This window comes from Paenibacillus sp. T2-29 (assembly GCF_052921365.1).
Genome location: NZ_JBREVE010000012.1, coordinates 168,526 through 182,793 on the forward strand (window position 1 = coordinate 168,526; position 14,268 = coordinate 182,793).

Sequence of the window (14,268 nt, forward strand, 5' to 3'; positions counted from 1 at the left end):
CTTTTGGAATCGGGCTATGCTTTTTAAGCTCGGTTTCAAAAGGTTTTTTGTTAATGTGTAGATATGTTTTGCCGCTGCTTCCACTTTCGCCGACAGAGGTAAACAACCCATAAAAGAAGCGGAATGAACAAGCCGTTCGTATAATGCCAGGCAGCCATCGGATAAACAAGAGTTCTTACATAATAAAACACATTTGGGGTTATCAAAATGGTCATACCAAACACAATCGCTCCTGCGGGTATGACGAATGGACGACTATTAGAAATTCGGAACAACTGGGGGGTTCCAAAAGTGAAGGCGTAGAAGAAAAGAACTCCCTTGAAATAGGCAGCCAGTGCCCAGGTTAAAGCAACAAGCGATTCAACGCGTGTAATATAATTCAGTTCATTAATTTTTGTCGTGAGTACAGAAGAAATGTATGGACTGTAATTAGTCACAAAGGGTCCAATCACAAGAAGAGAGAGCAGCAGAAACAGACTAATCACGATTCCGCCTATAAGGGAAGCGAGCAACATGTCCTTTTTAAAATGGGCTTTCTTGTTTACATAAGGAAAAACCATAAGCATAATGGACATTCCGGCAAAAGGCATTGCCACGCCTGGAACCATTCCTTTAGCAACAGGAGCCAGCCCATTTTCCAAAACAGGCCGTATATTAGAAAGCTGAACTTGTGGCAGGAGTGCAAGGATCAGACCAGAGAAAATTAATATATATGCTGGTAATAGCATTTCACTAACCCGACCGAAAGCTTCAATTCCCATTAGCGCAGTAAGCACCATTAAGAATATTCCCATAGCGAGTAGAACACGCAGAGGGGTGTGTACTAATAACTGTGTAGTCAGAAAATCGCCTACCTCTCTCGCAATAAGAGCGGTGTTCATTAAAAAATAAAACAGATACCAGCAGGAGACAACGGTTCCTAACACGGGTCCCATAATTTTGCGAATCGCTTCAATAAGTGTAAGATTTGGGTGGAGTTCATGAACACGAATAAGCACGTAAATAATAATTAAGCCCAGCGGGATGGACAGTATGGAGCTGATCCAGGCATCCTGAAGAGCAATATGTGTAATCATAGTCGGATAGATTAAGAGCATATCCCCGATTAAGCTCATAAACATCAGGACAGTCACTTGCCGAACGCTAATACGTGCTTTTTTTGACATGTGGCTGTCTCCTTTCTAAAAACCAAATATATGTGACACAAAAGCGTTAACAGGGTTGTAGATGATTTCAATCAGTACCAACGGGCTTGGCGTAACCTCTGACTTGGCGGCAAGGACACTAAGCCATGTGCCTATTCCGAGCATAATGATGTACACGAACATATCTTTAAAGCGATGTTTTCGATACAAGCCTGGCAAATCTTTGGCAGCAATGGCTAGACCGATACAGATAATAACAGTGGTGATCAGCACAGTGAAGGCTCCTTCCGTTAAGGGTGTGGATCAACTGGGTCCCAGGCTGTGGCGGCCTTTCGATCTTAACTTGTATACGATAAGCAGCAGCGAAGGAAGGACAATGGAATCCGTCAAATCCCAATAAATCCAGGCGTGGACGATCGTATCCAGATAATAAGTAATATTAGGCGCCGACACGATAATCAGACCAAACAGGATCATGAAGCTAGGACCAAGAAAGGTCCGAACATTATTTAATCGCAGTAGCTGAGTCATTCCTAAGGTAAAGGCATAGAAGTGTAAAATGGTTTTAACAAAGGTAGTGATAATCCAGGCAGTACTCATCATGGATTCAATTCTCTGTAAGAAATTCCCTATATTGATCTTTTTAGATAGCATATAAGAGGTGTACACGCTATGTTCGGTTACAAAAGGGCCCAGCACCAGGAGAGAAACTAGGAGTAGTACGCTTAACAGAATGCTGGCAGCAAGTCCGGAAAGTAAAACCGATTTTTTTAGACCCGGTTGTTTGTTCACATAGGGAAAAATCATGAGTAAAAAGGCTAGTTCACCGAATGGGTAGGAGAGCGCAAATAGGCTGCCCTCCATAATTTTAGGAATACCTTGCTCCATAATGGGCTTAAGCTGCTGACTGTCACATTGGGGAAGCAAGCATAGGATTAAAAACAAAGCAAAAGCCAAGCAAAATGGAAATAAGATTTGAGCCGTACGCGCAATGGGTTCCAATCCCATATACATGCCCCACATTAGCACAAGGATTAAAAGTAAATTGATCACGGGAAGAGGCGTCATCACATAGGTTTGGCTGTTCATAAAATCTCCGACTTCTCTTAAATAAATCGCTGAATTCATCATTAAATGGAACAAATACCATATTGAAATGAGGGCGCCTAGCCACGGACCCAAAATTCGCTCGCATAGCTGAACAAAGGTGAGATCAGGATATAGCTGATGTACCCGCAGGAATAGCAGTAGTACAGCCAGTCCTGCAGGGATGCTTAGGAATGAGCTGATCCAGGCATCCTGTTTGGATATGCTAGTAATGAGGGAGGGATATACCAATACACAGTCTCCGATAATACTCAAAAATACGAGTACGGCTATATTTGTAATGCTGATACGCCCTTTCTCCTCCACCAAGCTCACTCCTTCATTTCTTTTTGGAACGATTCAAACAAGGAACCAATTTTTTTGATCGTGGTCTTTGCTTTATATTCAATTTGTAAGTCCATAAATGGATTTTCTTTTTCTTCTTTTAGTCGTTTCCAAAGTTCAGGTTTGGACTGGTGGATCAGCTGACCAAAGCCGAAAATGTCTGACTTAAACTCACGTCGGACAGTCTCTACAGAATGCCTCAAAATTTCAACGATTTTTTCATTGCTTGCAGCTTCAATTTCTTTGATGTCAGCCATACTGCTTAACTTCATATGCTGGCAGTTGACCTCTCGTATTGTGCTGTCGTTGGTAACGGATATGGAGATAACAGGTTCTCCATCGCGAATGATCACTTTTCTTTGGGTTTCGCTGTTCAAGGTTAATAAGGCGATATTACCTCCTCCCTGACAGTCGACGTGTCCTGTAGTTGATTCCACTGTATTTCGAATGTAATTGAACCCTTTGCTGTCTTGTTCATTGATCCAGCCCAGCAAGCGGTCTTTTTTTAATACACCGATACCGGAGAACCTCAGTGTGGTTCCAGGAGATATGCTTTTAATGTCATCCACACCTTTTTCATTGGACGATTCTGTATCTCCCAAAGCTTCCAATGCGGGCAGAGTGGGCTGGATGTCAGGATTAGCCAAGTCGCTCAGCAGTTGATCCATGGTTACTTTGGTGGCAGGAGCCCATGTTTTAGTTAACGTATCCAATGAAGCAAACATTTTATTGGCCGGTAACTTTTCCAGTGGAGTGGGGATCTTTAACATCGTGGAAGCCTTGTTATTTTTGGCTATCGCAATATAAAAGTCACTTCTGGTAAAAGGCTCCCGCATCAAGGCTTCAATCGCATCAGAAATTCCTCTTCTCGCATACTCTTCACCTAAAATCAGCATACGAATATGAGATAAATAGATGATTCGCGGGCTTGTATCCGTCATTTTTTGAATAGCCTCTTGAATTGTGGGCGCAGTAGCCTCATAAGTAACGACGGGCGAGCCTGCACTTGGTGAAGATTTGGAAGCTACTGCCGAAGGAATGACCACCTGAGCCGTCACCTGATACTGGTCACCTTCCATATCCACTCCGATCCCAATAGCGATGCCCAGCTCGTTTAATTCTTTACGATCCCAGCAACCACCTAATAGTAATGCAATCAGTCCCCAGACGAAGAACAAATGTATGGTCTGTTTCATGGCTGATCCCTTCTGGTTTTCGATTTATTGCCAATCCGTCTTTTTTTCGTTTTTTGACGAATTGTATTTTGGATAGAGATGGATTGAGGCCGTGTCTTCATGCGAGGCCAAGGTAGGCGAAACAGCGTATCTTTTATATCGCTTTCCACATAGGGACCAAACGGGCTCATATAAGATACTCCGAACGATCGCAGACTGGTTAAGTGCAACAAAAGTACGATTAACCCCATCAATATTCCCAGAAGTCCAAAGGCTGCCGCTAGCATCATTAAGGCGAAGCGAACAATACGAACCGCAATGGAAAGACCGTTTTCCGGAATAACATAGCTGGAGATCGCTGTGATTGATACAACAATAACCATAGCCGCCGAGACCACTCCTGCATCCACGGCTGCTTGTCCAATGACCAGTGTACCTACAATGGATACGGCTTGCCCGACGGTCTTCGGAATTCGAACTCCTGCTTCACGCAAAATTTCATAAGTTATTTCCATGAGCATCGCCTCGACAAAAGCCGGAAACGGTACGCCTTCTCTTTGTGCAGCGAGACTGACCAATAAGTTTGTAGGAATCATCTCTTGATGAAAGGTAGTTACCGCAATATATACTGCTGGCGCAAGCATAGCGATAAAAAAAGAAAAGAAGCGCAGCATACGCAGCAACGTACTGATGTCAGCACGCTGGTAATAATCCTCTGCCGACTGGAAAAATTGAACGAACAATGCAGGTATCAGCAGAACAAATGGTGTTCCGTCCACCAAAATAGCAATTCGCCCTTCCAGCAGGCTGGCAGCGACTGAATCCGGACGCTCGCTGTTATAAATGGTGGGAAACAGGGTATAGGTTTCATCCTGAATTTCCTCCTCGATGTAACCCCCTTCCAAAATTCCGTCAATATCAATTCGGTCCAAACGTTCTCTCAGTTCCTGAATAACCCCTTCGTCAGCAATTCCTTTGACATACATCACGGCTACATTGGTATGAGTCACTTGACCGATCTGTCTTGTTTCCATCCACAGTCGCGGATCGCGGATTCGCCTACGAATTAGAGCTGTATTGGTACGTAAATTTTCAGTAAAACCCTCCATGGAACCCCGTACAACGGTTTGGGATAGGGGTTCGCTGACATTGCGATCCTCCCAACCGACCGCATCAATCCATATGCCCTTTGCGTATCCGTCCAGCAAAATAATAATACCGCCGGATAGCATCTGGTTGAATAAGGCATCCATTTCATCCACACTACCCGAGTTACCTGCAATCAAAATTTGATCCTTCAAATAGTCGAATGGTTCTGTGCCCTCCGGTACATGATGTTCGTTTACGCGCATTAATGAACGCAGGACGGAATCATGAAGTAATTGAGTGTTGACCAGACCATCGATATAAAACAGAGCCGCTGGCCATTTCTGCATCCATAGTAGCTCTTTAATGATTACATCTCCGCTGTTTCCAAAGGAGCTCTCGATATGATTTACATTATCTTTCAAGTTAGAGGATACATGAGTAAGTGGACAACTTTTATTCGGATTCGGCATACGTAAAATCCTCCGATATTGGAGTTTGTTGGCTTAGTATGCTCTGAAAATATGAATTTATGCTTGGCCCCATTGTATTTACAGGGTCGATTGTTGGGTATGCTGACGACGTAGAGCCAAGGTATCATCGGATTGTCTATGTTTGGAGTAAGGGGAGCGCCCGAAATGATGGAGCCGCGAATGGTGGGCTCGGCTGGAAGAGCGGGGGATGTAGTAATACCTTTCGTGATTTCGATATATTACGCAAGGGTCTGTAGTCATAAGGCGGCAGGAGTGTGACTATTCCGTGTCATCCTTGTTGCTGGTTTTTACCGATTTTTTGGATTTGTATAGCGATCCAAACAGAAAGCTTCTCCACCGATATATAAAATACAGCAGGATGATGAACCCAACGACAGCTGCGATTCGTAGTGCGTATAGCTCAACCAAATGGAACATGGCATCCCATTGCGGACCAAACAGCTTGCCAATGCTTAGAAAGAGGACGACCCAGAATAAAGCACCGCTGTAAGCATACAAGACAAATTTACGAAAAGAAAGAGCTATAATTCCAGCAAAATAGCCGGTAAAATGCCGGACACCTGGAATGAAATATCCAAGGAAAATAAGCCAGTATCCATAACGTTGAAACCATTTTTGTGTTTTCTGAAGCTTGTCCGGCGATAACAAAACCCATTTGCCGTACTTCTGAATAAAGGGGAGTCCAGCCCATTTTCCGATAAAGTAGGTAATGGTCATACCGATGGTTGTGCCCAAAAACGCTAGCAGCACCAACTTGCTGAAATCCAGGGTACCGGCATAGGAAAGATATCCCGCATAAGCCATCGTAGTTTCCCCGGGAAAAGGCAAGGCAATAAATTCCAGAAGCAAGCCGAAAAAAAGGACGCCGTATCCATATTCTTCGAACAATTGTGCGATCCACTTCAGCACATCCATTGTGTACACTCCTACGGACAGATTAAGTAATTTAGAATCAATTTATTTTATCAATCTTTTCATGACCACTCAACTATGGTTGATTTCTTGACGTGTTGTTTTATCGTTGCGTATAATGAAACGAACAATTGAGGGAGGCACGGTAATGAATAAGCCTAATGAAATCGTTGTAGTTCTCGATTTTGGAGGACAATACAACCAGTTAATTGCAAGAAGAATTCGGGATCTCGGCGTATATAGCGAGCTCCTTCCATACAATACGCCTGCGGAGAAGCTGAGAGAGCTGGCGCCGAAAGGGATTGTTTTCTCAGGCGGACCTTCCAGCGTATATACAGACAATGCTCCTCAGGTAGATCGGGCAATTTATGATCTTGGCATCCCTATCTTTGGTATTTGTTATGGCATGCAACTGATGGCTCATCAACTGGACGGTAAGGTAGAACGTGCGGGCAAGCGTGAATATGGCAAAGCAGACGTGCAATTCAATGAGGGCGCTCGGTTGACTAAAGGACTGGATTCCCGTCAAACCGTGTGGATGAGTCATGGCGATCACGTTACTGATCTGCCAACCGGCTTTACACTGGATGCGGGAACAGAGAGTGCGCCGATTGCTGCGATGAGTAATCTGGAGCGGAACCTGTATGCGGTACAATTCCATCCAGAGGTGCGTCATTCTGTTCAAGGTAACGAGATGATTAGCAACTTCCTGTATGAAGTGTGCGGCTGTGAAGGCAACTGGACCATGGAATCGTTCATTGAAGAGCAAATCAGTGAAATCCGTCAGCAAGTAGGCGACAAGAAAGTACTGTGCGCTTTAAGTGGCGGCGTAGATTCTTCCGTTGTAGCCATGCTTATTCACAGAGCGATCGGCGACCAATTGACATGTATGTTCATTGATCATGGACTGCTGCGCAAGGGTGAAGCCGAAAGTGTAATGGAGACGTTCGTTGGTAAATTTGATATGAAAGTTGTCAAAATTGATGCACGTGAACGTTTCCTGTCCAAACTGGCAGGAGTGGATGATCCGGAACAAAAACGTAAAATCATCGGTAACGAGTTTATTTACGTCTTTGAAGAAGAATCAGCTAAATTCGATGATTTTGACTTCCTGGCACAAGGCACGTTGTACACAGATATTGTAGAGAGCGGAACAGCAACGGCGCAAACCATCAAGTCGCACCATAACGTAGGCGGTTTACCGGAAGACATGAAATTCAAACTGATCGAGCCACTGAATGCTTTGTTCAAGGATGAAGTGCGTAAAGTCGGCGAAGAATGCGGACTTCCGGCCGAAATTGTATGGCGTCAGCCATTCCCAGGTCCGGGTCTTGCCATCCGTGTATTGGGCGAAGTAACAGAGGACAAGCTCAAGATTGTACGTGATTCTGACTTTATTTTGCGCGAGGAGATTGCCAAAGCGGGTCTGGATCGGGAAATTTGGCAATACTTCACCGCTCTGCCGAATATGAAGAGCGTTGGCGTTATGGGCGATGCCCGTACGTATTCCTACACTGTAGGTATTCGCGCAGTAACCTCGATCGACGGCATGACCGCTGACTGGGCACGTATCCCTTGGGACGTATTGGAGAAAATCTCTGTTCGTATCGTCAACGAAGTGGACAACGTCAATCGTATCGTGTACGACGTAACGTCCAAACCACCAGCAACAATCGAGTGGGAATAAGCGTGGAGACTCCCGCATCTTAACCACGAACCCTTTGAGATTCACCAATACAACATCAGGCTCCTCCGCATCGGCGAACTATCGCTATGCGGTTGGAGTCTTTTTTACGGGGGCAAGGTCGAACCTTTGCTCGGGAAAGTTTACTACACGGCAACCTCAATTGGGTTTTAGCTAAAGGCGAATAGTATTGCCTCATGCTACGAAGATATAAATTCATTTGTTGTTACAAAACGGAATATGAAGACTGAAAAAAGGAGATATTATTCAATGGTAATGTCTCCTTTTTTTATATGATTTTATTTGCTTTAAGCTATAGATAGCTTAAAGCAAGTCTGGAATTAAACGTTTTTTTTTTCATGTCATCCTCTAATGGTGTCATGTTTTGATACTAATATATTTTATAATTTATCTAGATTAGAGTGTTACATATCCCATTTCATTAAACGCTATTCTAAGGAGAATAAAGACATGAGAAAATTATTTTTGTCGTCCTCATTTAAGGATGTCGCACCATGCTTAGTCCATTTCGCCGATGAAAACTTGGAAGGAAAAACAGTCACTTTCATCCCCACCGCAAGTATTCCAGAGAAAGTTAAGTTTTATGTGAATACAGGGAAAAAAGCATTAGAGAATTTAGGATTAGTCGTGGATGAAATCGAAATCAGCACAGCAACATTGAATGAAATAGAAAGTAAAATTAGAGAAAATGACTATATTTATATTACCGGAGGCAACACATTTTATTTACTTCAAGAGCTAAGAAGAAGCGGGGCTGACAAAATCATTGCTGAAGAAGTTAATGCAGGGAAGTTGTATATAGGCGAATCGGCAGGTTCGATGATTTTATCACCGAATATCGAGTATGTCCGACTTATGGACAATGTGCAGGAGGCGTCTGCTTTGGATTCTTTTGCTGCGCTCGGAATAATTGAATTCTATCCAGTCCCCCACCATACGAACATCCCGTTTAAAAAAGCGGTGGAGAACATCATTGAGGAATATGGCAGCCAATTAAATTTATATCCAATCAGCAACGCGGAATTTATTTTGGTTGAAGGTGATAGTATAAAAGTCGAGAATGCATGACTTTATTAAATAAAGGAGAATTTCAACTGATTAATATTATAAAGAACCTTCAATTCCACATCTATCTTGATATTGAAGGTTCTTTTTTTATAAATCTACCTTACCATATAATCTTTTTGCCGGTTGCAGCCGATTCCTCAATGCAATCCAGTAGCTGATGCAGCTTTAGTGCATGGTTGAAATCGGGGGCGAGACGGGTGCCCGTCAAAATATCCTCGGCAAATACATGATGAACCTTGGCTACATTCAGGGTTACTCCTTCTTTGGGAAAGTCTAAGCAGCCATCAGGTTCAGCAGCTATGCGTATGGGTTCAAAAAAGCCATTAGGAATATAACTTTGATGACTTCCCTGATCATATACAAGTTTTTCAAGCGTCAGATTCCCAAATTGAACATGTCCAAGCGAAGGATTCTGACTCAAACGCAAACTGCCCTTTTTCCCCTGAATCTCTAGCTCAAACTTAGAATTCACCCCGCCCTGAATGTGAACCGATACCGGAGTTCCTTTTTCCAACAGCCCGTGAATCAGAATTTGATCGGCTGTATCCTTGGCAATGATTTCACCCGTTTCCTGAATAATGGCTTCGTTATAACGGGATGCTGTGACAGCCGACAGCTCGCGGAATTCACCAACGATGTATTGCAGTGCATCCAAAGAATGTCCCCCGTTAATGGTTAGTAGGTTGGCACCACTGGCTCTATTCAGCAAGTATGCCGTATCCTGATCTGTTCGTCCTCCTTTGCCAGAAGTAGCTACTTGCATATGACAGGATACAATTTCACCAATTGTCCCGTCTTCCACCTGCTTTTTCATCGTTTGAACCTCAAAATCCTGCCGTGCCTGCAAGCCGACGGTATGATGAATGCCCGCCAGTTCCGCCGCCTTAGCCATTTCAGCAGCTTCCGCAGTGTTGGCTCCCAGAGGCCACTCACAAAAAATATGCTTCCCCTCTTGAATAGCCGCCATTACGGCCTCGTTATGATGGAGAACTTTTACGCTCACCACGACCATGTCCACTTCCTTTGAAGCTGCGAGCTTTTTCGCATCGTCAAAAGCTAATGACGCCCCCACGCCTTTTGCACTTTTTCGTGCACTCTCCATACGGGAAGTGCCGATGGCTGTAATATCCAAGCTCGGGTGCTTGAGCAAAGCCGGAATATGAGTTTGGCTGGCCCATTTGTTATTCATTGAACCACCTATGATACCTGCACGAATCTTCTGTTGAACCATATGACATCCCTCCTGTTTTTAAAATGTGGGTAGTAAATACCGCTCAAGCCCAATATAATACACTTAACTCATAAAGAATAATGTTTGTTAATGATATAGATATCATTTTATTTGATGGGAGGGAAAGAGGTGGATATTCAAAATATGCAGGCATTCGTTTCAGTGGCGGAACTTAGAAGTCTAACAGAAGCTGCCCAGAAGCTGAATCATCTGCAATCGAATATGACAGCTAAAATAAAGAAGCTGGAGGCCTATTACGGCACAGCGTTATTTTACCGAAAGCCTCGTGGTATGGAACTGACACCCGCAGGCGAAATTCTATATGCTCAGTACAAGCAAATTTTACTGCTATGGCAAGACACGGAGATGAAAATGAGACCCCAGGAGGAAAAATTGCGTGTCGGCACAATGCAGTCCATTGTAGCAGGCGAAACAACAAGGGCGCTAACGAAGGTATATGAGATGTACCCGCAGGCTTCGGTGACATTAAAAACCGGAACTACCACGGAAATGGAGCAATTCATCCTCGACGGCGAGCTTGATATTGCTTTTGTTACAGGATATCCTACCAACCCATATATTCATTATCAAAAAATATGCCGTGAAGAGCTTGTGCTGGTGGGGAAAGGTATACACGAGGGCTCGGATCTCCAACAGGTATTGCAAGGAGCTTCTATTATCATATTGTCGGATAGCTGCCTGTACCTCACGCATTTAGAGAAGATGTATCAGGGCATGCAATTGACCCATGGGGAGGTTGTCGAGGTTGGAATATTTGATACGATGGTAGAATTCGCTCTGATGGGAATGGGGATTACCCTTATGTCCAAAAAGCTGGCGCGACAATTTAAAGTAACGTCTTATTTACCGGTTCCTTCAATTTTTGGCTACATGGATACATATTTAATATCCCGTCCCAATCACGAAATGACAGCAATTGAACATAAATTTATCGAAATCAATAATACGATCTAATAGAGTAGGAAAGACATCGAATGACCTTAACTACAAATTCTGGAATGCTCAATCTATTCGTTTAGCTTGAGCATTTTTTTGTGAATGTAGGATTTGTATATAGACTTGTCTCAGGACTTGTTTATTTTTAGTGAGGGTGTATAATGCTTGATGAATCAATTGATGGGTCAAGTATTAGGAGGAGGATTTGTCATCAAACATTGCTCTGAAAAAAGCCAGCTATTTTATCGAATGCATCTTTTGTGTAAAGAAATGAATAACGCTTTTGAAGCACAGCTAAAAACCAGCTTCACCAAGGTCGAAATTTTGTATCATATTAATCATCGTCAGGAACTAAGTCAGCTGGAGCTTCAACATCTGCTCGTTCTGGATGGTGCAGCAGTGACCCGGCATCTGAAAAGGCTGGAGGAGGAAGGTCTGATTTTACGAAGTAAAAAAGAGCAGGATAAGCGTGTAACCTATATACGTTTAACCGAATTAGGAATTCAAGAGCTGAAAGTTTTGACAGAGCAAAGACAAGCCTTTCAGGAAAAGCTCCTCTATAAGTTTGCAGATGAGGAAATTGTGGCTTTAACAGATGCACTACAGCGTATGTCTAGCAATGTGAAGAATATGTGAAATGTGCGAGGACAAATGATTTTGGAGGCCACTCGATGAAGATTTTAGAAGAATATTTTTATTGCTACGATTTAGCAAAAGATAATATCAAGTAAGTAGAGAACGATTAATCAGCTGAAGAAGCTGATACCTATCAAACCAGATGGGCAGTGTGCGGTAAAAAGGCAACAGGCGAAGTTTATACACTTACTGGAGTGGACAAAGCCCGACTGAATGCAGAAGGGAAGATCGTTTATCTGGAAAATATACCGGATACAGCTGATGCTTTTGATAAGTACAAAAATATCTGATTATTCTAAATGATAACCCGCCAGCTGTATAATAGCTCGCGGGTTATCTGTTTTCCGAACAATACATATGTGTTTAATTTGTAACATTCGTTTTTTCTGTTGACAAGCCGTAGGCGAGAGCCTAAAATAACGGATGTAATATAGCGTATATAAAGGCGAATATTACAGCAAGTGAACGACAACAATACGAGTATGCTTTGCGTAGGAGGAATTACGACTCATGGAGCGTTTCTTTAAATTAAAGGAACATGGCACAAACGTCCGCACCGAGATTATTGCGGGGATTACTACTTTTATGACCATGGCTTATATCCTGGTGGTCAACAATACCTTTTTGGGACCAACTGGAGCGGGGATGCCTAGTGAAGCTGTTTTCTTTGCAACAGCAGTAGGTGCAGGTTTAGTTACCATTCTGATGGGCTTGTTTGTAAATGTGCCAATCGGTATGGCGCCAGGGATGGGCTTGAATGCTTACTTTATGACTGTAGTCTTGAGTTCTAATGGGATGATTACTTGGCAAGCGGCACTTGGCGCTGTATTTATATCCGGTATCGTCTTTCTGATTTTAACCGTTACCCGGGTAAGACAGATGCTGCTTGTTGCAGTTCCGGAAAATTTAAAAACTGCTATTACAGTTGGTATTGGCTTGTTTATCACAATTGTTGGTTTCAAGCTTTGTAATCTGGTTATGGTGAGTATTGTTCCAGGGACAGATGTTGGTCAACCGGTTCCGGGTCATGCTTTTAATTTGGTTCTGGGTAGTCTGGTACATCAAAAGGATGCGTTGTTGGCGCTAATCGGGTTGCTCATTATCGCAGCGTTGATGGTCGTTCGGGTCAAAGGCGCATTGCTGATTGGAATCGTAGCTACTACATTAATCGGTATTCCGATGGGTGTAACGGATCTGAGTAGCTTGACAACAGGGCACTGGATTCCAAATTTCAGCAATTTGGCAGTAGGTCAGTTAGACCTGAAAGCAGCTTTGCATATTGGTCTGTTTGATATTATTTTCATCTTCACATTTGTAGAGTTGTTTGATACCTTCGGTACGCTGGTAGGTACAGCTACACGCGCAGGCATAATGAAAGATAAGAAAAAAGGCGAGAAAATTATCGGTAAAGCGATGCTGGTAGATGCTGTTGGCGTAAGTACTGGTGCAGTATTGGGTACAAGTACAATTACAGCATTTGTAGAAAGCTCTGCAGGGGTAGAAGAAGGTGGACGTACAGGTCTCACTGCTGTAACGACAGGCGTTCTGTTCTTGTTGGCCCTCTTTATTGCGCCGCTGGCTCTGGTTGTGCCTTCTGCGGCTACTGCTCCGGCTTTGATTATCGTTGGGGTGTTGATGATGAGTCAGGTTCGCAATATTGATTGGGATAACTTCCTGTTGGCATTCCCAGCGTTTCTGACCATCGTTTTGATGCCTTTTACAGGTGGAATTGCGAATGGTATTTCTGCTGGTATTCTGTCTTACGTTGTGCTGGCAGTGTTCAGTAATCTGTTTACCAGCAATAAAGTTAAAATTCACTGGCTTATGTGGGTGCTTGCTATTATTGTAGTAATCCGCTTTGCCTTTATGGGCTCCGAATAATTCAGTAGATATAAAATACAGAACCTCTTTCCTGTTGTTTAAAAGGGAGGAGGTTCTTTTTTAGTTTACCACGAGTAAAAACAAAACAAGTAATATATGAAAGAAAACGATTGATAAATATGTGTTGTGAAATTTTATATAAATAATACTTGCAAACTAAAATTACATATGGTATATTCTAATTCCGGCCAAGAAACACAAGGTTGTGAGCGAATCTTTCAAAAAAAGATTTTGAAAAAAAATGCTTGCAAAGTTGGTTCGGAAGTGATATGATATAAGAGTTGATGAGGCGATGAGCTGATTCGAAAAAAGAAGTGTTTGATCTTTGAAAACTGAACAACGAGTGAGTAAACTGATTTTGTTCGCAAAATCAACAATGAGATATTTTATCTCGTCAGTTTCAACATGAGCTAATCGCTCTTTCTATAAACCAGCCTCGGTTGGTCTTTAATGGAGAGTTTGATCCTGGCTCAGGACGAACGCTGGCGGCGTGCCTAATACATGCAAGTCGAGCGGGGTTATTTAGAAGCTTGCTTCTACATAACCT

Annotated in this window: 12 protein-coding genes and 1 rRNA gene; 6 read left to right on the forward strand and 7 right to left on the reverse strand. The window is 43.0% G+C overall.

Annotated features, from left to right (window positions below; genetic code table 11):
* Window positions 1-50: 50 nt before the first annotated feature.
* The 6 genes from ACU1JV_RS24805 to ACU1JV_RS24830 all read right to left on the reverse strand — a co-directional run bounded on the left by ACU1JV_RS24805 (window position 51) and on the right by ACU1JV_RS24830 (window position 6,246).
* Window positions 51-1,166, reverse strand: coding sequence for a GerAB/ArcD/ProY family transporter (locus ACU1JV_RS24805; RefSeq protein ID WP_216976522.1), 1,116 nt, complete (start codon window positions 1,164-1,166; stop codon window positions 51-53).
* Window positions 1,167-1,181: 15 nt separating this feature from the next.
* Window positions 1,182-1,418, reverse strand: a complete 237-nt coding sequence (locus ACU1JV_RS24810; RefSeq protein ID WP_013369447.1) for a hypothetical protein — start codon at window positions 1,416-1,418, stop codon at window positions 1,182-1,184.
* A 30-nt stretch (window positions 1,419-1,448) separates the two neighbouring features.
* Complete coding sequence (locus tag ACU1JV_RS24815) at window positions 1,449-2,558, reverse strand: GerAB/ArcD/ProY family transporter (RefSeq protein ID WP_330706948.1); 1,110 nt, start codon at window positions 2,556-2,558, stop codon at window positions 1,449-1,451.
* A gap of 5 nt (window positions 2,559-2,563) precedes the next feature.
* Window positions 2,564-3,772 carry a Ger(x)C family spore germination protein gene (locus ACU1JV_RS24820; RefSeq protein WP_013369449.1) on the reverse strand — a complete coding sequence of 403 codons (1,209 nt, stop codon included), beginning with the start codon at window positions 3,770-3,772 and terminating at the stop codon, window positions 2,564-2,566.
* A complete protein-coding gene (locus ACU1JV_RS24825; RefSeq protein ID WP_413985577.1) occupies window positions 3,769-5,310 on the reverse strand; it encodes a spore germination protein in 1,542 nt (513 codons plus the stop codon). The genes ACU1JV_RS24820 and ACU1JV_RS24825 overlap by 4 nt, the downstream gene beginning before the upstream one ends.
* 279 nt (window positions 5,311-5,589) lie before the next feature.
* Window positions 5,590-6,246 carry a DedA family protein gene (locus tag ACU1JV_RS24830; protein WP_165082863.1) on the reverse strand — a complete coding sequence of 219 codons (657 nt, stop codon included), beginning with the start codon at window positions 6,244-6,246 and terminating at the stop codon, window positions 5,590-5,592.
* A gap of 145 nt (window positions 6,247-6,391) precedes the next feature.
* On the opposite strand from ACU1JV_RS24830, the gene guaA reads away from it, so the two are divergent.
* Complete coding sequence (guaA, locus tag ACU1JV_RS24835) at window positions 6,392-7,930, forward strand: glutamine-hydrolyzing GMP synthase (protein ID WP_413985578.1); 1,539 nt, start codon at window positions 6,392-6,394, stop codon at window positions 7,928-7,930.
* 468 nt (window positions 7,931-8,398) lie between these two features.
* Window positions 8,399-9,016, forward strand: a complete 618-nt coding sequence (locus ACU1JV_RS24840) for a Type 1 glutamine amidotransferase-like domain-containing protein (protein ID WP_413985579.1) — start codon at window positions 8,399-8,401, stop codon at window positions 9,014-9,016.
* Between the two features lie 100 nt (window positions 9,017-9,116).
* Here the strand turns inward: ACU1JV_RS24840 and ACU1JV_RS24845 are convergent, their stop codons facing one another.
* A complete protein-coding gene (locus tag ACU1JV_RS24845; protein ID WP_413985580.1) occupies window positions 9,117-10,247 on the reverse strand; it encodes a Gfo/Idh/MocA family protein in 1,131 nt (376 codons plus the stop codon).
* A gap of 129 nt (window positions 10,248-10,376) precedes the next feature.
* Between ACU1JV_RS24845 and ACU1JV_RS24850 the strand changes: the two genes are divergently transcribed.
* The 4 genes from ACU1JV_RS24850 to ACU1JV_RS24865 form a co-directional block, all read left to right on the forward strand.
* Complete coding sequence (locus ACU1JV_RS24850; RefSeq protein ID WP_129548707.1) at window positions 10,377-11,222, forward strand: LysR family transcriptional regulator; 846 nt, start codon at window positions 10,377-10,379, stop codon at window positions 11,220-11,222.
* Between the two features lie 147 nt (window positions 11,223-11,369).
* Window positions 11,370-11,840, forward strand: coding sequence for a MarR family winged helix-turn-helix transcriptional regulator (locus tag ACU1JV_RS24855; protein WP_165082855.1), 471 nt, complete (start codon window positions 11,370-11,372; stop codon window positions 11,838-11,840).
* Between the two features lie 510 nt (window positions 11,841-12,350).
* Entirely contained in the window at window positions 12,351-13,721 is a 1,371-nt protein-coding gene (locus ACU1JV_RS24860; protein ID WP_013369458.1) for an NCS2 family permease, read from the forward strand.
* Window positions 13,722-14,168: 447 nt separating this feature from the next.
* Window positions 14,169-14,268 (forward strand): 16S ribosomal RNA (locus ACU1JV_RS24865); the annotation flags it as partial.

Bases quoted from the DNA above. Each gene is read 5' to 3' on its own strand.
- ACU1JV_RS24805 (WP_216976522.1), bottom strand. From the start codon at position 1,166: ATGTCAAAAAAAGCACGTATTAGCGTTCGGCAAGTGACTGTCCTGATG.
- ACU1JV_RS24820 (WP_013369449.1), bottom strand. From the start codon at position 3,772: ATGAAACAGACCATACATTTGTTCTTCGTCTGGGGACTGATTGCATTA.
- ACU1JV_RS24860 (WP_013369458.1), top strand. From the start codon at position 12,351: ATGGAGCGTTTCTTTAAATTAAAGGAACATGGCACAAACGTCCGCACC.
- guaA (WP_413985578.1), top strand. From the start codon at position 6,392: ATGAATAAGCCTAATGAAATCGTTGTAGTTCTCGATTTTGGAGGACAA.
- ACU1JV_RS24825 (WP_413985577.1), bottom strand. From the start codon at position 5,310: ATGCCGAATCCGAATAAAAGTTGTCCACTTACTCATGTATCCTCTAAC.
- ACU1JV_RS24830 (WP_165082863.1), bottom strand. From the start codon at position 6,246: ATGGATGTGCTGAAGTGGATCGCACAATTGTTCGAAGAATATGGATAC.
- ACU1JV_RS24845 (WP_413985580.1), bottom strand. From the start codon at position 10,247: ATGGTTCAACAGAAGATTCGTGCAGGTATCATAGGTGGTTCAATGAAT.
- ACU1JV_RS24840 (WP_413985579.1), top strand. From the start codon at position 8,399: ATGAGAAAATTATTTTTGTCGTCCTCATTTAAGGATGTCGCACCATGC.